Annotated in this window: 23 protein-coding genes; 19 read left to right on the top strand and 4 right to left on the bottom strand. The window is 51.7% G+C overall.

Annotation, left to right across the window (positions count from 1 at the left end; translation table 11 throughout):
* Positions 1-65: 65 nt before the first annotated feature.
* The 4 genes from NYR52_RS15375 (at position 66) to NYR52_RS15360 (ending at position 3,053) form a co-directional block, all read left to right on the top strand.
* Entirely contained in the window at positions 66-266 is a 201-nt protein-coding gene (locus NYR52_RS15375) for an alpha/beta-type small acid-soluble spore protein (protein ID WP_022737514.1), read from the top strand.
* 288 nt (positions 267-554) lie between these two features.
* A complete protein-coding gene (locus tag NYR52_RS15370; RefSeq protein WP_132221535.1) occupies positions 555-1,625 on the top strand; it encodes a permease in 1,071 nt (356 codons plus the stop codon).
* A 19-nt stretch (positions 1,626-1,644) separates the two neighbouring features.
* Complete coding sequence (locus tag NYR52_RS15365; protein WP_158283302.1) at positions 1,645-2,436, top strand: TIGR03943 family putative permease subunit; 792 nt, start codon at positions 1,645-1,647, stop codon at positions 2,434-2,436.
* Positions 2,437-2,717: 281 nt separating this feature from the next.
* Positions 2,718-3,053, top strand: a complete 336-nt coding sequence (locus NYR52_RS15360; protein ID WP_132221531.1) for a phage holin family protein — start codon at positions 2,718-2,720, stop codon at positions 3,051-3,053.
* Between the two features lie 119 nt (positions 3,054-3,172).
* On the opposite strand, the gene srtD is transcribed toward NYR52_RS15360, so the two are convergent.
* Complete coding sequence (gene srtD, locus NYR52_RS15355) at positions 3,173-3,802, bottom strand: class D sortase, LPxTATN-specific (protein ID WP_132221529.1); 630 nt, start codon at positions 3,800-3,802, stop codon at positions 3,173-3,175.
* 215 nt (positions 3,803-4,017) lie between these two features.
* Here srtD and NYR52_RS15350 point away from each other — a divergent pair, with 215 nt between their 5' ends.
* From NYR52_RS15350 to NYR52_RS15320, 7 genes are all read left to right on the top strand, one after another.
* The gene (locus NYR52_RS15350; protein WP_259435985.1) at positions 4,018-4,992 is read left to right on the top strand and encodes a PucR family transcriptional regulator; all 975 of its coding nucleotides are present in this window, start codon (positions 4,018-4,020) and stop codon (positions 4,990-4,992) included.
* Positions 4,993-5,121: 129 nt separating this feature from the next.
* On the top strand, positions 5,122-6,231 hold the full coding sequence (locus tag NYR52_RS15345; protein WP_022737520.1) for an ABC transporter ATP-binding protein: 1,110 nt from the start codon (positions 5,122-5,124) through the stop codon (positions 6,229-6,231).
* A gap of 69 nt (positions 6,232-6,300) precedes the next feature.
* Positions 6,301-7,236: an HPr(Ser) kinase/phosphatase gene (gene hprK, locus NYR52_RS15340; RefSeq protein WP_259435984.1), complete on the top strand. Its 936-nt coding sequence runs from the start codon at positions 6,301-6,303 to the stop codon at positions 7,234-7,236.
* Between the two features lie 554 nt (positions 7,237-7,790).
* On the top strand, positions 7,791-8,801 hold the full coding sequence (gene lgt, locus NYR52_RS15335) for a prolipoprotein diacylglyceryl transferase (protein ID WP_132221523.1): 1,011 nt from the start codon (positions 7,791-7,793) through the stop codon (positions 8,799-8,801).
* A 72-nt stretch (positions 8,802-8,873) separates the two neighbouring features.
* Positions 8,874-9,524, top strand: coding sequence for a pyrophosphatase PpaX (ppaX, locus tag NYR52_RS15330; RefSeq protein WP_132221521.1), 651 nt, complete (start codon positions 8,874-8,876; stop codon positions 9,522-9,524).
* A gap of 5 nt (positions 9,525-9,529) precedes the next feature.
* Positions 9,530-10,027: an acyltransferase gene (locus tag NYR52_RS15325; RefSeq protein ID WP_132221519.1), complete on the top strand. Its 498-nt coding sequence runs from the start codon at positions 9,530-9,532 to the stop codon at positions 10,025-10,027.
* 330 nt (positions 10,028-10,357) lie between these two features.
* Positions 10,358-13,867 (top strand): efflux RND transporter permease subunit, encoded by a 3,510-nt coding sequence (locus NYR52_RS15320; protein WP_158283300.1) that lies wholly within the window; start codon positions 10,358-10,360, stop codon positions 13,865-13,867.
* A 54-nt stretch (positions 13,868-13,921) separates the two neighbouring features.
* On the opposite strand, the gene NYR52_RS15315 is transcribed toward NYR52_RS15320, so the two are convergent.
* Positions 13,922-14,251, bottom strand: a complete 330-nt coding sequence (locus NYR52_RS15315; protein ID WP_259435983.1) for a YolD-like family protein — start codon at positions 14,249-14,251, stop codon at positions 13,922-13,924.
* Positions 14,252-14,401: 150 nt separating this feature from the next.
* Here NYR52_RS15315 and hfq point away from each other — a divergent pair, with 150 nt between their 5' ends.
* Positions 14,402-14,638, top strand: a complete 237-nt coding sequence (hfq, locus tag NYR52_RS15310; RefSeq protein WP_022737527.1) for an RNA chaperone Hfq — start codon at positions 14,402-14,404, stop codon at positions 14,636-14,638.
* 34 nt (positions 14,639-14,672) lie between these two features.
* Here hfq and NYR52_RS15305 read toward each other — a convergent pair whose 3' ends face one another.
* Positions 14,673-15,758 (bottom strand): quinone-dependent dihydroorotate dehydrogenase, encoded by a 1,086-nt coding sequence (locus NYR52_RS15305; RefSeq protein ID WP_259436776.1) that lies wholly within the window; start codon positions 15,756-15,758, stop codon positions 14,673-14,675.
* Positions 15,759-15,876: 118 nt separating this feature from the next.
* Positions 15,877-16,221: an EthD family reductase gene (locus NYR52_RS15300; protein WP_022737529.1), complete on the bottom strand. Its 345-nt coding sequence runs from the start codon at positions 16,219-16,221 to the stop codon at positions 15,877-15,879.
* A gap of 446 nt (positions 16,222-16,667) precedes the next feature.
* On the opposite strand from NYR52_RS15300, the gene NYR52_RS15295 reads away from it, so the two are divergent.
* The 7 genes from NYR52_RS15295 to hisA all read left to right on the top strand — a co-directional run bounded on the left by NYR52_RS15295 (position 16,668) and on the right by hisA (position 22,363).
* Complete coding sequence (locus tag NYR52_RS15295) at positions 16,668-17,231, top strand: non-canonical purine NTP pyrophosphatase (protein ID WP_022737530.1); 564 nt, start codon at positions 16,668-16,670, stop codon at positions 17,229-17,231.
* 94 nt (positions 17,232-17,325) lie between these two features.
* Positions 17,326-18,522 (top strand): ATP phosphoribosyltransferase regulatory subunit, encoded by a 1,197-nt coding sequence (gene hisZ, locus NYR52_RS15290; protein WP_259435982.1) that lies wholly within the window; start codon positions 17,326-17,328, stop codon positions 18,520-18,522.
* Positions 18,500-19,132, top strand: coding sequence for an ATP phosphoribosyltransferase (hisG, locus tag NYR52_RS15285; protein WP_022737532.1), 633 nt, complete (start codon positions 18,500-18,502; stop codon positions 19,130-19,132). The genes hisZ and hisG overlap by 23 nt, the downstream gene beginning before the upstream one ends.
* On the top strand, positions 19,129-20,415 hold the full coding sequence (gene hisD / locus NYR52_RS15280) for a histidinol dehydrogenase (protein WP_259435981.1): 1,287 nt from the start codon (positions 19,129-19,131) through the stop codon (positions 20,413-20,415). The genes hisG and hisD overlap by 4 nt, the downstream gene beginning before the upstream one ends.
* A complete protein-coding gene (gene hisB / locus NYR52_RS15275; protein ID WP_022737534.1) occupies positions 20,412-21,011 on the top strand; it encodes an imidazoleglycerol-phosphate dehydratase HisB in 600 nt (199 codons plus the stop codon). Before hisD ends, hisB begins: the two co-directional genes overlap by 4 nt.
* Positions 21,011-21,628 carry an imidazole glycerol phosphate synthase subunit HisH gene (hisH, locus tag NYR52_RS15270; protein ID WP_022737535.1) on the top strand — a complete coding sequence of 206 codons (618 nt, stop codon included), beginning with the start codon at positions 21,011-21,013 and terminating at the stop codon, positions 21,626-21,628. Before hisB ends, hisH begins: the two co-directional genes overlap by 1 nt.
* Positions 21,629-22,363, top strand: coding sequence for a 1-(5-phosphoribosyl)-5-[(5-phosphoribosylamino)methylideneamino]imidazole-4-carboxamide isomerase (gene hisA, locus NYR52_RS15265; RefSeq protein ID WP_259435980.1), 735 nt, complete (start codon positions 21,629-21,631; stop codon positions 22,361-22,363).
* Position 22,364: the final 1 nt, after the last annotated feature.

Here is a 22,364-nt window from a genome sequence, read left to right as displayed (position 1 = left end):
GACGAAGCATGCTAGATAATAGGCAAGACGTCTTTCATATCCTACAGACAAGGGAGTGACGGGACATGGCGAGAAACAACAAACTGTTGGTTCCAGGCGCGAGCGCTTCACTTGATCAGATGAAGCGGGAGATTGCGAACGAGTTTGGTGTTGAGCTGGGTGCGGACGCAACCGCCCGTGCGAACGGTTCTGTAGGCGGTGAAATGACAAAACGTCTTGTTGCTATGGCTTCGCAGATGTTGAAGCAGAAAAACGCGGGGGAATAATCCCCCGCGTTTTTTTGTTGTGTGAGAGAGCTTTTGATGATTGTTCGCAAAATCTTAAGAAGCGGTCGGATTGACAGTTGGCTCCATGAAGCCATACAATGCCAATATGACCAATATAGGAATCATTCCTATTTGGTTGCATAGATTAGATTATAGTTATTCAATAGAGACAAGCTGGTAAGATGCATGATTATGGGATGAATTCCCTATTGGATTTGGTAATTAGTTAATGATAAACAACTTTTTTCTTATTCTAATTAGGAATAAAACATATTTAGGAGGACGAAGATGGGTCGGATTCTCAAAAATTATTACCCTGAATTGACAGGGGTGCTAGTCTTGGGGCTGATCTTCTTCTTTGTGACCACGGGCGTCCCCTTGCTTGCCCCATTCACCGAGGTCACGCGCGAGTGGAGCAGCGGGCTATCAAGTGAGATGCACAATTTCACTGCCATTTTCCTCAGCCTGTTTATTGAAGGCTTGCCATTCATCCTGTTTGGCACTTTGTTGTCCAGTTTTGTACACGTTTATGTGAAACAGGAGACTTTGTGGCGTTTTTTGCCCAAGCATCCGGTGCTGTCAATTCCATTGGCCGCCAGTTTCGGCCTGTTTTTGCCGATTTGTGAGTGCGGTATCGTGCCCGTGGCTCGGCGATTGGTACAAAAGGGACTTCCCAGCTATGTCGCGTTCACCTTTTTGCTTGCCGTGCCGATTGTGAATCCGATCACCATCGTATCTACTTATATGGCGTTTGGCAATTCATGGGAGATGGTTTGGAAACGCATTGGTTTGGGAGCTGGTATCGCCATTTTTATGGGGATCATGTTTTACCTGTTTTACAAAAACAGACCTGTGTTGAAAGAGGAAACGGGGGGACAACGGACGCAGGAAGGTTGTTGTGGCGGAGCCCACGACCATGACCACGAGCATGGGTCTCATTGCGCTAATCACTCGCATGAAGGGCAAAGCCGACTGATGCACGCCTTGTCCCACTCGGTGTTTGAATTTATTGACATGGGCAAATACTTTTGTTTGGGCGCATTGATTGCTACGGGCTTTCAAACCTTTGTCGGTGTAGCCGCGATCAAACAGTTGGCCCAATTCGACGGTTTGGCCTTACTCCTGATGATGGCGTTGGCGTTCAGCTTGTCGATCTGCTCTTCGGCAGACGCTTTCTTGGCGGCTTCTTTCCGTTCAGTGCTGGGTCAGGGGCCGCTGTTGGGCTTTTTGGTGTTCGGACCGATGGTGGACATAAAAAATGTGTTGATGATGGCGGGTGGTTTCAAACGGTCGGTAGTATTCTTCTTCGTCGGTTGCACCACGTTGGTTACCCTGCTCACACTGTGGATTTTGTTCTGATATAAAGGGGGGAATGGTGTTGAAAGCTTGGTTGCGTGTGGGGGTTTGCTTGGGATTGGCTGTTTTGCTGGTGCAACTCATCGTATCCGGTGAACTGTCGTTGTTTGTCAATCCACGGTTTACATGGTTGATCGTTGCCAGCGTCTTGATTCTGGTGTTGCTGGGATTGGTTCAGCTGTGGAACATGAAGGGGAGCGAGTTGCATCGGATCAGCGCATGGGGGTACGTGATGTTGTTGTTGCCGCTGGCGATGTATCTCTTGATCCCTCCAAAAGCGTTGGATGCATCCATCGCGAGCAAAAAAGGGGTGAGCTATATATCGGCTAAAAGCGTGAATGAACAGCAACAAAAGAAATCCGCCCCAGCGGCTACATCAGATACCAACGCCGATCCTTTGGCGGTGCCGGAAGATCCCTACAAAAAATTTATTCCGCAGTTGCAACGAGAGCCCGTGATCCATCTATCACAGGAAACGTATGCCGATTACTACAATACGCTAAACTTTTATCCTCAACAATTCAAAGGGAAGAAGATCAAGCTCAAAGGGTTTGTTTACCGCGATGAAACGATGAAAAAGGATCAGTTGGTAGTAGGGCGCTTTTCAGTTACCTGTTGTACGGCGGATGCGATTGTGATCGGGTTTTTGGCTGAGGGAACAGAGACCGCTACTCTCAAAGACAACGATTGGGTGGAAGTAACCGGTTCGCTGGATGTGGGAATATATGATGGCGTTGACATGCCGGTAATCAAATTAGAGGCGGTAGAGAAGGTCAAACCACTGAAAGATCCGTATATCTATTTTACATATTAGAGCGTAGGTCGATGAGCGGCGAAGGGAAAGCAATTACCACCCGGCGCCGCTTTTTTGTTCTGATTGCACATCCTGCTCCCTGTCTCAAACAAGAACACAGCAGGCTTATTTCTCTATGAGTTTCGCCTGGGGCACGTTTTAGTGCCAAGCGGTTTCATTCCATGTAGAAACAGGTTTCAGAACTTGCTGAGGTGGTATGCTATTGCTAAGGTGTACAAATCTGATTCAGAACCTGTAATATATGTAGCGATGAATTGAAAAAAGACAGGGAGATGGGACAAATGGGTTTATTGGTGCGTTTTTTGGCCAGCGCAGTCGCAGTGGTCGCCGCGGCGAAATGGATTCCCGGGATTGAGGTGGATAGTTGGGGAACGGCATTCATGGCCGCCTTGGTGTTGGGGCTGATCAACTTGATTGTGCGCCCGTTAGTGATGTTGTTAACCTTGCCGATCAACCTGCTGACATTGGGCTTGTTTTCCTTGGTGATCAATGCGATTATGTTCTGGTTGACTGGGGTGTTGGTGGACGGTTTAGAGGTCAGCGGCTTTGTGCCCGCGTTCTTGGGCGCTTTGCTGGTGGCTGTGGTGACTTGGGTGGCTGATAAGTTTGTCGATTAGGGTGTGTTAGACATTGCGTGACAAGATGTACCAGACACATCCCTGACAGATGCCTACTCATTATTTTAATGAATATGGCATCGAAAAAGGAGTGCTTCTGCCAATGGAAGCACTCCTTTTTATGCAGATGATGCGTTTGCCTTGTCAGGCTTAATTTCAATCAATTCTGCGCGAATGATGTAACGGTCGGGGGCGTCCCCGATGTAATCAAACGGGTAACAGGTAGTCAATGTCAATACGGGCCGCGGTATAGGTACGATCACCGTCCGGTCGTCAGCATGGGTGATCCAGTGTTTGCGAAACTGATAAGTAAAGATGTTTCCGTTGTACCGGATATACAGCTTATCCCCGGCCTTCAGGTCCCCCAATCCGCGAAATACTGTATCACGGTGTCCGGATAGAACCACATGTCCCGTCTCGCCGGGGTTAACTGTGCCGTAGCCTTCATAGAGACCAACCCCTTTTTTAAGGGATTGATCATCCGTTCCTTGGACGATGGGCAAGATGGCTCCCATTTTGGGGATAACCAACTCTCCCACTTTGACACCATTGGCGACTTGTGCGCTGTTATCTTTCTTGCCCTGCGGCAGGGCCGGCGCCCTGGCGGTTTCGTTCCAGTCATCTGATATGGACATGGCCAACTCGGGATCGACCACGGCGATGCTGATCTCGTTCCACCAATGAAAAGCGTTGTACCCTAAAATCAGCGCTCCAGCGATCATCAAGAGCCAAGCCGCTTTCTTGGCCATGTTTATCACTCCTTTGTGCGGTGCATGAACCTGATGTATAAAAGGGTTCGCGTTGGTTCATGCGATTCCTTCACTATATCTATTCGTAGGACAAGGACGTTTTGTGTCTGTGCGGTTGTTGTGATGGCATGGGCGTTTTGCCCCGCTTTCCCATCTCCACCAAAAACGATATCCTAACATTGTCGGACAAAAGGGCGGACAAAGGAGTGACAGCGATGCATGCGTGGGAAAGGGTGAGGCGGATTGAACGGATTCTTGGCGTCCAAGCTAATCGTGTGGAGCCATCGCGTCTTGCACCGGGGGAGACGGCATTCCAACTTTCTTCAGGAGAGTGGATTACCTTTGACTTGGCATTGACCAAACGGGAACAAGCGTTGATCGAGTGGTTGCTGAGTGAAGAAATGAAACCAGCGAAGCGCCTGGGGTTGGAGGAATGGATCAAAGGCGTGTTGGATGGTGGGCCGCCGGCACCGGTACCGGCGCATCTTAACCATCACCTTCCCGGCGGGCGGATGCCGGCGCTGTTGGTATTTGAACAAGGGCGTCCTTTTTTGGCCAAAGAAGATCTGACTGTGCTGTTGAATACATACTTTGCCGGGAGTTCCCCGTGGTTGGTGGGCCTCAATGAGTGTGACTGGTTGCTGTTCGTCCCGTTGCGGGAGTGGATCGGTAAGGAGAAGTTCACTTTGGAAGCAGAAGAGATGTTGCTCGAAGCAGCATCTGGATTGCAGGAGGCGCTAGCCGATGAGTTGGGGTTAACCGCGAGCATGGTGCTTGCTCCGCCGATTATTTCTTGGGAACAACTTCCCGGCATGTGGCAGCGCATGGCACAGGTGCGGGAAGCGGTGCGTTCATTCGGCATGGAAAAAGCCGTCTGGGTGACATGGAAACCGCGGTTGGAACGACTGTTAACGCAATTGGACGATCAGGCGGCCAAAACCTTTTTGGCAGAGATGCCGGGCTTGGCTTTGTTGCGCGAAGAGGAAATGCGCAAGACGATTGAGGCCTTTTTGCGGTTGAATCTAAATATCAGTGAAACGGCTCGCCATCTGTATGTGCACCGCAACACCCTTTTGTACCGGTTTGATCGGGTGAAACAGGAAACGGGACTCGATGTGCGGCGGTTTGCGGATGCGATGCTGATCAAGGTGGTACTGTTGCTTTTGAACCATCAGGAAGGTGAAAGGTGAAACCATACAGCGCTTTTTGTGACCTTTGCACAATGATTCATCGCCCAACCTGTCATAGAATGAAGCTGAGAGATGTCCGAAGAACAAGGCGGACATGCATTAGATCATGCTTCGGGAGGGTGTATAACCATGGCGAAAGTGTGTCTAAACCATGTGTATAAAAGATATGGGAACCATTTGGTGGTGAAAGACTTTAATCTTGAAATTAAAGATAAGGAATTCTTGGTGTTGGTGGGGCCGTCGGGTTGCGGAAAATCGACGACTCTGCGCATGATTGCGGGACTGGAGGAGATTTCGGAAGGGGAATTGTACATCGGCGATCGCTTGGTAAACGATGTGGCACCGAAAGACCGTGACATTGCCATGGTGTTCCAGAGTTATGCGTTGTATCCGCACATGACCGTTTATGAAAACATGGCGTTCGGATTGAAGTTGCGCAAGTTTAAAAAAGATGAGATTGAAAAGCGGGTACGGGAAGCGGCTAAGATTCTTGATATCGAGCATCTGCTTGACCGCAAGCCCAAGCAACTTTCCGGTGGACAGCGCCAACGCGTTGCACTTGGGCGGGCGATAGTCCGCGAACCGCAAGTGTTTTTGATGGATGAGCCGTTATCCAACCTAGACGCCAAGTTGCGCGTGCAAATGCGCACAGAGATCAGCAAATTGCATCAGCGCCTTGAAACCACCATCATCTACGTCACCCATGACCAAACCGAAGCGATGACGATGGGCGACCGCATCGTAGTGATGAAAGATGGAGTGATCCAACAAGTGGACACGCCCACCGAGATTTACAACAACCCGGCGAACATGTTTGTTGCCGGTTTCATCGGGTCACCGGCCATGAATTTCGTCGAAGGGGTTCTCAAAGAAGAAGACGGCGAGCTTTATTTCCAAACAGAGGGCGCAAAAGTGAAAATTCCGGCTGGTCGTGCTCATGGTTTGCGTGAACAGGGGTATGTAGGCAAAGAGGTGATCTTCGGCATTCGCCCGGAAGCCGTTCACGACGAACCGGTCTTCATCGAGGCGTCGCCGGATAGCCGTTTCACCGCCAAGGTGGAAGTAGCCGAAAACATGGGTGCGGAAATGTACCTGTATGTCAGCGGCTTGGGCGACAAGTGGCTGACTGCCCGCGTCAATGCCCGCACCCAGTACGTGCCGGAAGCGCAAGTAACTTTGGCGCTCGATATGAACAAGGCACACATCTTTGACAAAGAAACAGAAAAAACGGTACTGTAGTGGTAATAAAGACAAGAGCGGCTGGAAGACAGTCGCTCTGTCGCATATGTGACGGTAGGAGAGTGCCAGATGAGCAAAGTGACGATTAAAAGCATCGTTCAACAATTCGACTTGGAAGTGGTCTCTGGTTGGGGTCAATTGGACCGGCGCCGGGTCACGGTCGCGGACTTGTACCGCCCGGGCTTGGAATTGGCCGGCTTTTTCACGTTCCACCCCGTTGAGCGCTTGCAGCTGCTTGGGAAAACGGAATTGTCCTTCATTGAAGGATTGACGAAAGCGGAACGACAAGAGCGCTTTGACCGATTGTGCCATCCGGAGATTCCCTGTTTTATTTTGACGCGGAACTATGACGTGCCTTCGGAGTTGGTTCAAGCGGCCCAAGAGAAAAAAGTTCCGATTCTCAGAACCGAGATGGCGACCACCCGTTTTGCGAGCAAGCTGACCAACTATCTGGAAAAGTTGCTTGCTCCCACCACCACCATGCACGGGGTGTTGGTTGACATTTACGGGATTGGCGTGTTAATCACCGGCTCCAGCGGCATCGGGAAAAGCGAAACCGCTTTGGAGCTGGTGAAGCGCGGGCACCGCTTGGTGGCGGATGACGCGGTGGAAATTACCCAAACGGAGGAAGGCAGCTTGGTGGGGCACGCCCCTGATTTGATTCGCTATCTGCTGGAAATCCGCGGCTTGGGCATCATCAATGTGATGACTTTGTTCGGGGCTGGTGCGGTCAGAGATAAAAAGCGGATATCGCTGACGATTCATTTGGAAGCGTGGCAAGAAAAAAGGCAGTATGACCGACTGGGCTTGGATGAGGAGAAAGTTCGCATTATCGACACGGAGCTTCCCAAGTTGATCGTCCCCGTGCGTCCAGGGCGGAACTTGGCTGTCATCATTGAAGTGGCGGCGATGAATTTCCGACTGAAACGACTGGGCTATCACGCGGCACAACAATTTGTGCAAAAGCTGGGAGAAGTGATCGATGAAGGGGACGAGATCGATTGAGGAATAGGGGGCAAGCTTAGGCTTTGGAGGGTGGAACTTGGCATCCGAAGCCGCCGCAAGTTATGGGCATCCCCACAAGACTCTTTTCGCGACGGCTCCGTAGCAAGTCATTGATCATGGATCGAAGTCGTTCATAAATGGGAAAAAAGGGCGGCCTTGGCGGCTTGCTTTGGGCTTGGGCCAGTGTGGAAAATAGACGAACTGGATCGGTGTGTCCTGTAAGCATCCCGGTGTGAGGCATGTCCCTTTCCCATTTTTGACGCTTACGCTTGCCAGCTTGTTACATTCTAAGCAATCGTAGCGTTCGTTTATTTTATTATCAGAGAAATATGTCGGATGCAAAATAAATACCTCCGCGGCGTGTGTAACCTATTTTAATAAATCAGACATTTTGTGTCTATGGATAAGATGTTAAAATATGGATGAAAAAACAAATTACGGGGATGAAGAGGCGGGTTTTTCCTGATTGCTCTTAATCCCTTTTCCTATCTGAATCGTTTGCGATAAAATACAAGGGATAGTGGATGCGAAGGGAAGAAAGGAGTGTGCAAACCATGTGGCAAGCAGTCATTGATCCGGTTGCGTTTAAGCTGGGTCCATTTCAAGTGCATTGGTACGGTGTCATCATGGGAACAGCTGCGTTGCTGGGTTTGATCCTGGCTGTTCGCGAAGGCGAGAGGCGCGGGCTGGACAGTGACACGATCCTTGATATGATGCTGTGGATACTGCCTTCAGCGATTGTCGGTGCCCGCCTATATTATGTTTTGTTTGAGTGGGAATACTATGCCATGCATCCTGAGGACATCGTGGCTGTTTGGAAAGGCGGTCTGGCTATTCACGGAGGCTTGATTGCCGCTTTTCTCGTTGGATACATATTTGTGAAGAAAAAAAACATCGATTTCTTGCAGTTGGCCGACATTGTGATTCCTAGCGTGCTTTTGGGCCAAGCGATCGGACGATGGGGCAACTTTATCAACCAAGAGGCCCACGGTGGCGAGGTGAGCCGGGCCTTTTTGGAAGGCTTGCATTTGCCGGATTGGATTATCGAGCAAATGAACATTCAAGGGGCTTACTATCATCCGACGTTCTTATATGAATCGATGTGGAATCTGGTCGGGTTCGGCTTGTTGTTGTTGATCAGGCATTTCAACCCACGCCGCGGCGAAGTGCTGTTTAGCTATATGATCTGGTACTCGCTCGGGCGCTTTTTCATCGAAGGATTGCGTACCGACAGCTTAACCTTTACCGGCCCTGACTGGTTAGTGTCGGTGATGGAGCTGTTATGGTCTCCGATGTCGCTCATGTTTGACCCGGGGGTGATGAATGGAGGGAACGTGCGGATCGCCCAGCTGGTGAGCTTAATCTTAGTCTTGGTAGGCGCTTTTCTCATCGTTTGGCGCCGGGCCACGGGAAGAGCCACGGTCTTTTATCGGGATGAAGCGACCTTAGAGGCGCCAGCCACATCCAGCGCACAAGCTTCCGCCGAAAATGAACCATCGGCATCAGAGGCGGAAACGAAAACCAATGCGCAAGCGGAGGAGAAAGAAGGCCAGGCAAAAGCATAAAGCCAGCACCATTGGGAGATCGGAAGAGGTGTCTTCCATCTCCTTCTTTCATGCCAAAAATGAGGTGACAATGTGAAATACAGAGTGATATTGTTCGATTTGGACGGAACGCTGATTGACACCAACAACTTAATTCTTTCTTCATTTATGCACACGCTTGAAACACATTGCCCGGGAAAGTATACCGAGCAGGATGTGCTGGCATGCATGGGTGAGCCGTTGCTTGACCAAATGCGTCGGTTTGACCCTTCTCAAGCCGAAGAGATGGTCAAAACGTACCATGCCTATAATGTGGCCAAACACGATGAGCTGGTGGCATCGTTTCCCCATGTGTGCGAAGTGTTAACTCAGTTGCATGAAGCGGGAGTCGTTTTAGCTGTCGTGTCCAACAAGCGTCGCCTGGTTGTGGACATGGGCTTGAAACGGATGGGGCTGGATCACTTGATGTCCGTTGTTGTTACCGTGGATGACGTGAAACGGGGCAAACCGGAACCGGACATGATCCTTCTCGCACTAGACAAGCTGCAAGCCACTGCCGAACAGGCATTGATGGTAGGTGACAGCCGCTATGACCTCATGGCCGCTGAAAGAGCTGGTGTGGCTGCGGCAGGGGTGGCTTGGAGTTTGCACGCCGATGAGTTGAAACGGCTGGCTCCTGCGTATTTTATCGATGATATGCGTCAACTGCTTGACATTGTCCAGATCCAATCGGCCAGGGGATGATGGAGATGAGAAAAACAGAGCGCTTCCCGGTTCAAGGAAGTAATGCATTATGGCAACTCTATCAAACGATTCCCTTTTGGAAAGTGTTTTGGAATACCTTAATCATCTTGATTGCTCGTTATGTTCCCTTTTTATCGATGAAACGGTGGCTGTATCGCACCTGCTTGCGGATGGAGATCGGGGAGCAGACGGCCGTGGCGCTGATGGCCACGATGGATGTGCTGTATCCTGAAAAAATTCGTATCGGTAAAAATACCATCATCGGGTATAACACAACCATTCTGACGCATGAATACTTGATCCACGAATACCGACTAGGTGACGTGGTTATTGGCGACCATGTGATGATTGGCGCCAACAGCACCATTTTGCCCGGTGTCACAATCGGCGATCACGCGATGGTGGGAGCGGGATCGGTGGTTACCAAAGATGTGCCGCCTCATGCGCTCGTAGCCGGAAACCCGGCGCGGATCATACGCGAGCGGGTCACTGAAGGCAAATGATACGGTATCCGCCACAGGCATCTGATTGTTAATATCAGATGCCTTTTTTGCGTTTCTAGCATGGAAAAAGAGTGAACCGCCCTCAGATGGCAGACACTAGGAGCAAATGGTTTTTGGGAGCGGACAAAAGTGCTGTTGGAAGTGTGACCAGATTGTGACGGATAGGCCATTTCCCGGGGAATATTCACAAATCAGAAATTGACTCAATATATACTGTTCGGTAATATTGGGGTGATTTAAGGCCGGTTTCGAAAGCGGAAACAAACATTGAACGCATCAACGTTCAGGGTTTAGCTCATCATGTATACCTTGGTGCAAAGGAGGATCCAAGTGAACTGGCTGACACGATTTTCTGTTCGCAATGTCGCCGCCGTTTTGATTTTGACCCTTCTTATATCTGGCGGAGGACTTTATACAGCGACACAATTGAAGATGGAATCCATGCCGGATATCAGTTTTCCGGTGGTAGTGGCGATTACGCCTTATCCTGGCGCTTCGCCAGAAGACATATCTAAAAAGGTGACCGATCCGATCGAGAAGGCGGTTCGGGGGATGAAAGGCTTGCAAAAGCTGAATTCCATCACCGCAGACAGCACCTCGGTGATTGTCGCTCAGTTTGATTTTGACGCAGATTTGGACAAAGCGGAACAAGAGATGAAAAGTCTCATCAGCAAAGTTCGCTTGCCCGAAGATGTGCAAGACACCGTGTTCAACCGTTTCGGGTTTAACACGACCCCTGTGGTCAGCTTGTCCGTTTCCAGCAAGGACAAGACGGCTGCACAATTGGAACAGTTGATCAATGACAAAGTGAAACCCGCCCTGGATGGAGTAAATGGGGTGGGGGAAGTGCAAGTAAAAGGGGAAGGGCCCAAAGCGGTATACATCCGCTTGAAACCGGAGCAACTAAAGAAATACAACCTCTCCGCTCAAGCCGTCCAACAAGCTTTGCAAAGTGCCAACATGTCGTTGCCGTTGGGTGATTTAAGCACAGACGGTATTGAATTGCCGGTACGTATCGATCAGAAAATCACGAGTGTGGATCAGTTGCGAAATTATGAACTGACTGTTCCGCCTAACCAGATGGAAGGCATGCAACAAGCGTTTGACCAAATCGGCCAAGGTTTTCAGACGATGGGCCAACAGATGGGCGCACTTGGCCAAGCTGTCGGAGGCTTGGGCAATGCGGTCAACGGGATTGGCCAAGCGGTAAATGGATTAGGGCAAGGGGTTGCGGGCCTGTCACGGGCGCAAGCGACCCAGGCTGATTTGGTGGCCAAGCTGATCGGCTTGCAGATCGCCTTGAACAATGAGATGAGCAAGCCAGAACCAGACATGAAAAAAGTCGGCCAGTTGTATGGTGCGATCAATGGGGTGAAAACCGGGCTTACCCAGCTTTCGCAACAACTCTCCAAAGTGAAGGGCCCGTCCAGCAAGAAAGTGCCGGGCATGAAGATGCCTAAAGGCCAGGCGTCTACCCCGCGCTCAGCTGGCAAGCCAAAGCAACCGAAGCTCGCCGAAGCAGAGATCAAGACGGTGAAGTTGGGAGACATTGCCTCCATCACCGAGTCGGCTGCTGAGCAAACCTTGATCACCCGCACCAATGGCAAGCCTTCTGTCAACATCGATATCATCAAAGATCAGGATGCCAACATTGTGGAAGTGGCCGACGAGATCTTCGCCAAGTTGGGGCAACTCACCAAAGAACACCCTGAGCTGAAGGTTATCACCTTGTATGACCAGTCCAAAAGTGTTAAAGCCTCCATTCATTCCATGGTGCGCGAAGGGCTTTTGGGTGCGTTGTTTGCTTCAGTCATCATTTTGATCTTCTTGCGTGATTTCCGCATGACCCTGATTTCCATCGTCTCCATCCCAGTGTCTGTGTTGGCGACGTTGATCTTGTTGAAACAGGCAGATATCACGCTCAATATCATGACATTGGGTGGAATGGCGGTTGCGATCGGGCGGGTCGTGGATGACAGCATTGTCGTGATTGAGAACATCCACCGCCACCTGATGCACAATGCGGATCGCAGTGTGAACATTATTCAGGTAGCGACCAAAGAAGTGGGCTCGGCCATCACGTCGTCCACCTTGACCACTGTGGCGGTATTCATTCCGCTCGGCTTTGTGACCGGCATTGTCGGTGAAGTGTTTTACCCCTTTGCGTTGACTGTGGCTTTTTCATTGTTGTGCTCATTGGTAGTGGCAGTTACGGTTGTGCCCGTGCTGTCCAAGCTGATGCTGCTCCGCGGTACCCCGATGCGCCACAAACGGGCGGAAAGCCGGATGGCCCACTGGTACCGGAAGTCGTTGGCGTGGGCCCTAAACCATAAAGCAATCGTGATGAGTCTGTCAACCGTGTTGCTGGTGGCAAGTCTCTTCTTAATTCCGTTGGTGGGAACGTCGTTTTTGCCAGCGGAAAAGGATAAGGCATTGCGTGTAACAGTAGAGTTACCGTCGGGCACAGAGTTGCAACAAACTGACAAATTAAGCAAGCAGATCGAGCAATTGTTGCGGAAGCACAAAGAAGTGGGAGTCATCTCCACGACGGTCGGTAGCATGGCTGGCCAATTGGGCGCCGATGGCAGCATTGGCAGTGCCAATCGGGGCACGATGGTTGTGATCTTGGATGATAACACCAACATGGAACCGTTCTTGGCTGATGTACGCAACCAAGTGAAGCCGTTGGCAGAGGAGCATAAGGCTGAAATCAACGTAACCGAGATGAGCAGCATGGGCGTGCATGGCGGCGGGATTAACGCCAGCGTTCGCGGTGACAACATGGCAGACGTCAAGCGGGTGACCGATGAATTGACCGCAAAGCTGAAAAACGTTGACGGGCTGACCAATGTGTCCAACAACTTAAGTGCTCAAAAAGAAATCGTCACTCTGCAAGTAGATGAGGCCAAAGCGGCCAAAAAAGGACTGGTGGCCCAACAAGTGGCCATGTCGGTACGCGGCTTGCTCCAGGCGGACAAAGTGATGGAGATCGAGCGAGGCAACGAAGCGCAGGAAGTGAAATTAGGCTTGGAAAAAGAAGGGCTCGCCTCGGTTGAGCAACTGAAAAAGGTGGAAATTTTGTCGCAGACGGGAGATATGATCCGTTTGGATGAAATCGCCACCTTGAAGGTAGAAAAGGGGCCGGTGAGCATTCAAAAAGAAGACGGCCAATTGTATGCCTCTGTCACGGGGGATGTGACGGTCAAAGATACCGGAGCAGTGTCCCGAGAAGTGATGGACATCATCTCCAAAATGAAGAAGCCGTCCGGCGTTGCCATCAAATTGGGCGGTGACACCGAAGAGATGAATAAAAGCTTCGCCCAGTTGGGAGTCGCGATGATTGTCGCCATTTTCGCCGTCTACTTGGTTATGTTGATCGCATTTGGCGAGGCGACGGCGCCTTTCACCATTCTGTTCTCCCTACCGTTTGCGGTGATTGGCGGTTTGGTTGGTCTTTATGTGGCGGATCAGCCGATTAGCGTGTCGGCGATGATCGGGGCGTTGATGCTGATTGGTATCGTAGTGACCAATGCCATCGTCTTGATTGACCGCGTCATGCAGAAACGCAAAGAAGGCTGGGAGATCACAGAGGCTTTGCTGGAAGCAGCAGGTACCCGGCTCCGGCCTATCTTGATGACTGCCTTGGCGACCGTGTGCGCGCTCCTGCCACTTGGATTGGGTTATGGAGAAGGAACATTGTTGTCGCAAGGTCTGGCAGTGGTGGTGATCGGCGGATTGCTATCGTCGACGCTGTTGACGCTGTTTATCGTGCCGATCGTGTATCAGCTGTTCGCAGGGCTACAAGCGCGGTTTGGCGGCAAAAAGGAAAAGGAGGCATAAATCAAAACAAAAACATCATCCCCTGGCAAACGGTTGTCAGGGGATGATGTTGTATCACAGCCAATCGACATTGATCAATTGGGAGAAGACGATCCGTTTTTTCCATTCACCATTGGCGATGATAAACCATTCTTCAAAAGGCTGGATTTTGGCGACCCGCCCAAAAAACTGCAATGGAGAAAAACGACCGCTATAGGTGACCAGGACAGGCCGTTCCAAATCATATGCTTCTTCTAACAGAAAACCCATATACTCGCGCTGTTCCTTTGTAAGTGGGGGTGGCTGGTATGATGGGAGTGTGTCGTCAATGTGCTTAGTCGGTTGCGTAAAGGCGGATTGGGCCCGATGGTGTTCATACCACCGGTGAAAATGAATCGCATGCATGGTTGATCTCACCGTCCTTTGTTTTTGATAATATACGAATATATGTTCGTATTGCAAGAGGGGAATTTCAGTAAATGGCTCATGAGGTGCGAAATGATGTGCAACAGGGGGAGGATTTTTTGCGATTAAAGGGGAAATGGGAAGAAAACAGTGACTGAAAAATGGGGTGAATCGATGAACAATGTGCAGGACTTGTTTTTGCAGGAAGTGATGGACAAACAATTGCCGGTAACCCTGTTTTTGGTAAATGGCTTTCAGTATCAAGGGCGGATTCGGAAGTTTGATAAGTTTACGGTTTCCATCGAAGTGGATGGGAGCGAATTTTTGATCTTTAAGAAGATGGTCAGCACTGTGCAGACCGCAGCGCCTTTGCAGCTGGATTGGTAAGAAAAAAGCGGAGTCCCATATGGGCTCCGCTTTTTTACCGATGCGCCGAACCGACAGCTTCCTTCACGCTGTTGAATCCCTCTTGTTCCAGCAAGCGCAATAGCTCTTGGTTGATCCATTTGGCAATGGAAGGGCCACGATAGATCATGCCTGTGTATACTTGCACCAAGTTGGCGCCGGCCTTGATCTTATCGAGAGCGTCTTGGCCGGTGAAAATGCCACCTACGCCAATGATTGGCACTCTGCCTTGGGTAAGCTGGTAGACATGGTGAATGAACGCAGTGGACCGGGAGGTGAGTGGCTTGCCGCTGAGTCCGCCCATTTCATTGCGGTGGTTGGCAGTGAGGCCGTCCCGGGCCAATGTGGTGTTGGTCGCGATGATGCCGTCAATGCCGAGTTGGAGAGCGGCGTTGACGATTTCTTCCACTTGCTCTTCGGACAAGTCAGGAGCGATCTTCAATAACACCGGGCGAGTTGTTCCATGCTCAGCCGCAAGCTGTTCCCGTTTACCGATCACTGCGGACAGAAGCTCTTTCAAGGCGGTAGCATGTTGCAGATCACGCAAACCAACGGTGTTGGGGGAACTGATGTTAATGACAAAGTAATCGCCATGGAGATAGAGGGCTTCCAGTCCCTTCTGGTAATCGGAGGCCGCTTCTTCATTGGGCGTGTCTTTGTTTTTACCCAGATTGATGCCGATGGGGATGGAAGGGCGCGCCAATATTTCAAATGCGCGTTTAGCCTGTTCTACGCCATGGTTGTTGAAACCCATGCGGTTGATGACAGCTTGGTCTTCAGGAAGGCGAAACAGGCGCGGTTTGGGGTTGCCGCTTTGGGGACGGGGGGTCAAGGTGCCTACCTCGACAAAACCGAAGCCGAGCGCCGCTAGGCCGGGGTAAACGGTGGCGTGTTTGTCAAAGCCGGCTGCGAGTCCGACTGGATTGGGGAAAGTTGTGCCAAGGCAAGTAGTTTGAAGGCGGGGATCAGCCACGGTCATGCTCTTCTGGTACAGATGGCGAACGGGGGGTGTGCTTTGCAACAACTGCAACCCTTTGATCGTCATTTCATGGGCCGTTTCCGGGTCCATCTTGAACAGCATTCGGCGAAGTGCAGAGTAAATCATACTGATAACTTCCTTTCCGATATCCGCGCATAGGACGAGATTTCTCTAACCAACACACCATTATAGCAATTTTCCCCCAAAAAGAAAGCCGGCTATCCACATAGCCGGCTTGGGTTTATTTGATGTAATGCGGTTTGGTAAAGATGTTGGTTTTGAAGGATTCTTCTTGCCCAACGTACGCTGTCAAAAACTCTGCTGATTCCTTTAACGCGGTGGCGAGTGCGGCTTTTCCTTCCGGAGTGGTCATGGTGCGTTGGAACGACTCATAGTTAGCAAAATAAGTTTCACCCATCAAGAAGTAATTCGAGTCGCCGCTGACTCGCGTGGAGTGAAGCCGGGTCACCTCCACTTTCAGGACACCGGGAATGTTGAGCAACTGAGGTACGACAACATTGGTGTAATAGTCATAAAATTCATCTTCATTATCCATTCGCTTGTATAAACCAACGGTTTTATACATGATGGGATCCCTCTTTCGTTATTGGAGAAGTATAAGGAAAATATAAACAGATAAGTTCTGTGTATATATGAATATTTTTATTTTATCATCCAGTATATATTTATGGGTAAAAAGTGTAAACTGTCATATAGATTTCAAGAGGTTGTCTAAATTTCGAAAGTAGCAACCGGTTTCAGTCCCCCGCTTGGCCACATGCCATCGGAGGCGTTTATGGGATTGTCAATCCTGGTGGCGCATGTCATTTTGGGAGAATGCGTTGATATAGAAATCAAAAGGTGGATTGATTATGTGTCTCTTGCAGTTGACGGTGGACGTCGCATCTGCAACTCTTACCCACGGTCATCTTCGCTTCCTGCCATTTAATGGCTTAATATCATCCGTGATAGAATATCAATAAATCATTTCTACAAGGACTCTTCAAGAGATAGCAGCTAGGGGGAACGACCTTGAAAATTTTATTCGCGACACAGAACGAAGCCAAATTAAAAGAAGCGATGGATGTTTTAGCGCCCATGGGGATCGAAGTGGAAAGCCTGCCAATTGTCCTGCACGAACCAGATGAGGGGACGATGGCGGAGGTGGCGGAATTCAAGTTGAAGCAGGTGTTGGAGCAGGGATATGACACGGTGATGGTAGACGATGCGGGCATCTTCTTCGCCGCGTTCGATTCGTTTCCAGGCGTGTTGACCAAGCGCGTGTTTGACCGTATCGGTTATAAAGGAATCCGCAAGCTTTTGGAAGGGGAAGTACGGGATGCTTGGTTTGAAGGGGCGGTCGCCGTCGCTTGCAAGGGGCAGACGGCCATATTCACGGCCAAGACGCACGGGCGGATCTGTGACCAGATCGATGATGAGATGATACCCAACCGGGCCATTCCATTTGACCGTATCTTCATCCCTGACGGGGATACGCGCGTATTACATGACGTGCCATTGGAAGAGAGGCTCCGCTATTCATATCGGCGCAAGGCGATGGAAAAGATGGCGGAGTGGTTGAAAAAATTACCGTAAATAACAGTGGTCAGACATTCACCTTCATGTTATAATAACGAAAACACTTTAGTTTGGTAACGTGATAATAAGATGAAGCGTGAAGGAGAGACCGATGGAAAAACCGCGAGAGTTTGAAAAGCCCATGGGATTCCGAGACTTGCCTCCGAAGCTGGCAGCGCGGAAGCGGCAGTTTGAAGAACGAGTGCATGCCCGGTTTTCCGCATGGGGTTATGAGGAAGTATGTACCCCGACACTGGAGTTTTTTGAGACGGTTGGCCGCGCGAGTGCGATTTCGGAATCGCGCATGTTCAAGTGTTTGGATCGGGAAGGCCATGCATTGGTGTTGTGTCCTGACCAGACTGCTCCCATCGCGCGGATGGCGGCCAGCTTGCTTAAAGATGAGCCATTGCCCCTGCGCTTGTGTTACCATGCCCGCGTGTTCCGAGCCCAAGAAGTGGAAGCCGGGCGGCAAGCGGAGTGGTTTCAATCGGGCGTGGAGCTGGTAGGTTTGGAAGGGCCGGCAGCCGATGCCGAGGTGATGGCGCTGGCCCTCGACTGTATGCGGGCATGCGAAGTGGAGGATTTCCAATTGGCGTTCGGCCACACTGCCCTGCTGGACGGTTTCTTGCGGGAGCGGATATCTGACGAGTCGGTATTGGAACAATTGAAAGAAAAGTTGGGGGAGCGGGACTTGGTCGGGTTTCAGGAAATCGTAAACAACAGTCCACTTCCGCAACAGGCTAAGCAGGAAATCCTTTTTCTTCTGCATGTGGATAAAGGTTCCGAGGGGATGAAGGAACTGGCGAAGCGAACTCGTAGCGAGACGGTTTTGCAAGCAGTCGCTTATCTGGAAGCGTGCCGCGCGTGTCTGGAAGCCTACGGCTTTGGCGAGTGTTTGGTGTTTGACCCTTGCTTGGTCGGGAACTTGGGGTATTATTCCGGCGTTTATTTTGAGGGCATGGGGAGCGGGCAGGCATTTCCGTTGTTTAGCGGTGGACGGTATGACAGATTGTATGAGCGTTTTTCCAAGCCGATGCCCGCGACGGGATTCGCTATTACGCTGGACCGGTTGATGGCCAGCGGCAAGTTGGAAGTTCCTGAAACGAAGTGCGTGGGCGTTTTGTATCCTCCCGCCGCGATGCGCCCAGCTATGGCCCTTGCGGAAAAACTGCGCAACGAAGGAAACCGAGTGATCGCCGAAGTGTGGCAAAGCGAGCGGGACGAGGAGCGGATGCAGCGGAAAGCGGAGCAAGTCCTGCTATTGGATGAGAAGGGGGGCGTGCGACGTGTTGACGATTGCTCTGCCTAAAGGGCGGGTGTTGGAAGAGTTGATTCCGTTGTTTGCGAAAGGGGGCTATGCGTTTCCCAGCGAATGGTTCACATCTTCGCGCAAGTTGGTATTTGCTTTGCCTGAACAAGGGTTCACCCTTTTCTTGGCCAAACCGATGGATGTGCCAACTTATGTGGAATACGGTGTGGCCGACTTGGGGATCGTGGGAAAAGATGTTTTGCTCGAAGCTGCCCGGGAAGTGTATGAACTCCTCGATTTGCGCATCAGCCCCTGCCGATTGTCAGTAGCGGGCAAACCGGGTGCTGAGCCGGGGCTTTACCCACGGGTGGCGACGAAATACCCTCGCATTGCCGAACGTTATTTTAAAGAGCGGGGGCAACAGGTAGAGGTGATCTTCCTCAATGGTTCGGTCGAATTAGCGCCGCTGACGGGGTTGGCAGAGCGGATTGTCGATATCGTGTCAACGGGCAAAACGTTGAGGGAGAACGGCTTGGTTGAGCTGGAGCGGATCACGGAGGTGACGGCGCGGCTAATCGCCAATCAAGTGAGTTACCGTTTGAAGCGGGAAGCGATTCAGACATTGGCTGAGCGGTTGGGCAAAGCTGTGGAAGGGGAGGTGTCTGCATGATAGAAATAGTGGGGCGCGAGGCGCTCTTAAGAAAGCGGAAACGGGCGGAATTTAGCGATGAAGAGGTTGCAACGGTGCGGAAGATCATCACCCGCGTCAAGGAAGATGGGGATCAGGCACTGGTGGCGTTCACCAAACAATTTGACGGCGTGAAGTTGAATTCGCTTCATGTAGAAGAAGCAGAACTGGCCGAGGCTGCACAGGCGGTGGAGCCGAAGCTGATGACCGCGCTTCGCCACGCCGCTGAGCGAATTCGCCGTTTTCATGAAAAACAGCTGACTGCCTCGTGGATCATGGAAGAAGCAGATGGCACAATATTGGGGCAACGGGTTCACCCATTGGAACGCGTGGGTGTCTATGTGCCAGGTGGCCGGGCGGTTTACCCCTCCACGGTGCTGATGAATGTGATTCCAGCTGTGGTCGCGGGGGTGAAGGAAGTCGTCATGGTGACTCCGCCGCAACCGGATGGCTCGATACCAGCCGCCACTTTGGCTGCGGCTAAGGTTGCCGGTGTGAACCGGGTCGTAAAAGTGGGCGGGGCTCAAGCCGTGGCCGCTTTGGCCTACGGAACAGCATCGGTACCAAAAGTGGATAAGATCGTGGGGCCGGGCAACCGCTTTGTCGCACTGGCTAAGCAACTGGTCTTTGGGGAAGTGGACATCGACAGCGTCGCCGGGCCGAGTGAGATCGTGGTGATTGCCGATGAGACGGCAGATCCTGTGTTTGTGGCGGCCGATCTGCTGTCGCAAGCGGAGCATGGGGAGGATTCCTCCGCTATTTTGATAACCACTTCTGATGATTTGGCTGCCAACGTGCAAACCGAGGTGGCGCGTCAATGCAAGCAGTTGGAACGGGGCCGGATTGCGCAAACGGCACTGGAGAGGTATGGGGCAATCACTGTTGTCGGCGACTTGCAGGAAGCGGCCGAATTAAGCAACCAGCTGGCTCCGGAGCATCTGGAGTTGATGGTCGCTGACCCATGGAGCCTATTGGGGCGGATTCGGCATGCCGGAGCGGTTTTCCTCGGCCCTTACAGCACTGAACCGCTCGGAGATTATGTGGCTGGGCCCAATCATGTGTTGCCGACGGCGGGAACGGCTCGCTTCTTCTCTCCGCTGGGTGTGGATCATTTCCTCAAGAAATCCAGTTTGCTCTGTTATGGCAAAGAAGCGCTTCTGCGGGACGGCCCGCAGGCAATGGCATTGGCTGAAGCGGAAGGATTGGGAGCCCATGCCGCGGCGATCCGAGTGAGGTTGGAACGGGAAGGGGCGAAAGGCAGATGAGTGAACGGCAAGCGCGGGCGGCAACGGTCACCCGGACAACGGCTGAGACGGACATTGCCCTGACATGCAACTTGGACGGTCGGGGACATGTCAAATTGGATACAGGGGTTCCATTTTTAGAACACATGTTGACGTTGCTCGCCAAACATGGGCAAATGGACTTGGAAGTGAAAGCGCGCGGTGATTTGGAAATCGACGCCCATCACACGGTGGAGGACATCGGTATCTGCTTAGGGCGGGCAATCAGGGAAGCGCTCGCTGATAAGCGTGGAATCAAGCGCTATGGTGCGGTGTATGTGCCAATGGACGAAGCCTTGGCGCAAGTGGTGCTTGATTTGTCCGACCGTCCGCACTTTGTTTTTCGTGGGGAATTCCCACAACCGCGCGTAGGGGAGTTTGACACTGAATTAGTGCATGAGTTTTTTTGGAAGTTGGCACTGGAAGCGCGGATGACGCTGCATGTGATCGTTCACTACGGCCGGAACACGCACCATATGATCGAAGCGTGCTTCAAGGCGTTTGGCCGGGCCTTGGATGAAGCGTCCAACTACGATCCGCGCGTCCAGGGGGTGCCATCGACGAAAGGGGTCTTATGATGATTGCCATCATTGATTACGGGATGGGGAATTTGCATAGTGTGTCCAAAGCATTGGAGCGGCTGGGGCATACCTGCATCATCACCTCCGACCCGGAGGAAATCGAACGCGCATCTGGCGTCATTTTGCCCGGAGTGGGCGCGTTTGGCGATGCGATGCGCGAATTGGAGGCGCGCGGCTTAGTTGCCGCCATCAAAAAAGCGGCGTTGGGGGGCAAGCCATTGCTGGGGATTTGCCTCGGCATGCAACTGTTGTTCACAAGCAGTGATGAGCATGGTTTGCATCAAGGGTTAAATTTGTTGCCGGGTCATGTGGTTAAGTTCACCGGTGATTATCGGATTCCTCACATGGGCTGGAACTGGCTGTCGTTTAAGTTTCCCCATCCCCTGTTCCGCGGATTGGAAGAAGGGCATGTGTATTTTGTCCACTCTTTCCACGTCAAGGCGGCCAACCCGGAGGATGTGATCGCCACTACCGATTATCACCAACCTGTCACGGCGATCATCAACCGCAACCAGATTTACGGTATGCAGTTTCATCCGGAGAAAAGCGGCAAGCTCGGGTTGGGGCTGTTGGATCGGTTCGCCCGGATCGCCAATCAGGGGGTGCAGGTGTAAATGGCTTTTACCATCTATCCAGCCATCGACATTCGGGGCGGGAAATGCGTCCGCCTGATTCAAGGGGATTATGCGCAAGAAACCGTATACGGGCATGATCCGCTGGATGTGCTGAATCGCTTTGTCGACGCAGGGGCAACATGGGTGCACGTGGTAGATCTCGATGCGGCCAGAACCGGAGAATTGGTCAACTTTCCGCTCATTCAGGAGTTGGTAAAGCAATCCCCCATCCCAGTGCAAGTGGGTGGCGGCATTCGGGATGAAGCCAGTTTGGAGCGTTTGCTCGCTGCCGGGGTCGCCCGGGTTGTGATCGGATCGGCGGCGATTGAGCAACCGGCGTTTGTCAAAGCCTCTCTGCGGCGCATGGGTTCCAAGATTGCGGTTGGGCTGGACGCACGCGGTGGCATGATCGCCACCCATGGTTGGCTACGAATCCAGACGGTGACAGCGGCTGAATTGGCGCAAGAGATGGCAGAGCATGGAGCGGAGACGTTCATCTTCACAGACATTGAACGGGATGGCATGCTGTCGGGCACCAATCTCACTGCGGTGCGAGAATTGGCTCGGGCCACAGGCAAAGCGGTCATTGCTTCCGGTGGCGTTCGCTCATTGTCGGAGCTGAACGAATTGAGAGAGTACGAAGCGGAAGGGGTTGCCGGAGCGATCGTCGGCAAAGCGATTTATACGGGGGCAATCCCATTGGCGGAGGCGTTCCGCGTGACACGAGGGGGTTAAG

This window comes from Laceyella sacchari (assembly GCF_024927925.1).
GTDB classification, from domain to species: Bacteria; Bacillota; Bacilli; order Thermoactinomycetales; family Thermoactinomycetaceae; genus Laceyella; species Laceyella sacchari.
The sequence above is the reverse complement of the archived record's forward strand: the minus strand, read 5'-3'. Positions and strand labels throughout refer to the sequence as shown.

Coding starts and splice junctions, on each gene's coding strand:
- NYR52_RS15375 (WP_022737514.1), top strand. CDS start 66: ATGGCGAGAAACAACAAACTGTTGGTTCCAGGCGCGAGCGCTTCACTT.
- NYR52_RS15370 (WP_132221535.1), top strand. CDS start 555: ATGGGTCGGATTCTCAAAAATTATTACCCTGAATTGACAGGGGTGCTA.
- NYR52_RS15360 (WP_132221531.1), top strand. CDS start 2,718: ATGGGTTTATTGGTGCGTTTTTTGGCCAGCGCAGTCGCAGTGGTCGCC.
- srtD (WP_132221529.1), bottom strand. CDS start 3,802: ATGGCCAAGAAAGCGGCTTGGCTCTTGATGATCGCTGGAGCGCTGATT.
- NYR52_RS15350 (WP_259435985.1), top strand. CDS start 4,018: ATGCATGCGTGGGAAAGGGTGAGGCGGATTGAACGGATTCTTGGCGTC.
- NYR52_RS15345 (WP_022737520.1), top strand. CDS start 5,122: ATGGCGAAAGTGTGTCTAAACCATGTGTATAAAAGATATGGGAACCAT.
- hprK (WP_259435984.1), top strand. CDS start 6,301: ATGAGCAAAGTGACGATTAAAAGCATCGTTCAACAATTCGACTTGGAA.
- lgt (WP_132221523.1), top strand. CDS start 7,791: ATGTGGCAAGCAGTCATTGATCCGGTTGCGTTTAAGCTGGGTCCATTT.
- NYR52_RS15325 (WP_132221519.1), top strand. CDS start 9,530: ATGAGAAAAACAGAGCGCTTCCCGGTTCAAGGAAGTAATGCATTATGG.
- NYR52_RS15315 (WP_259435983.1), bottom strand. CDS start 14,251: ATGCATGCGATTCATTTTCACCGGTGGTATGAACACCATCGGGCCCAA.
- NYR52_RS15300 (WP_022737529.1), bottom strand. CDS start 16,221: ATGTATAAAACCGTTGGTTTATACAAGCGAATGGATAATGAAGATGAA.
- hisZ (WP_259435982.1), top strand. CDS start 17,326: ATGGAAAAACCGCGAGAGTTTGAAAAGCCCATGGGATTCCGAGACTTG.
- hisD (WP_259435981.1), top strand. CDS start 19,129: ATGATAGAAATAGTGGGGCGCGAGGCGCTCTTAAGAAAGCGGAAACGG.
- hisB (WP_022737534.1), top strand. CDS start 20,412: ATGAGTGAACGGCAAGCGCGGGCGGCAACGGTCACCCGGACAACGGCT.
- hisH (WP_022737535.1), top strand. CDS start 21,011: ATGATTGCCATCATTGATTACGGGATGGGGAATTTGCATAGTGTGTCC.
- hisA (WP_259435980.1), top strand. CDS start 21,629: ATGGCTTTTACCATCTATCCAGCCATCGACATTCGGGGCGGGAAATGC.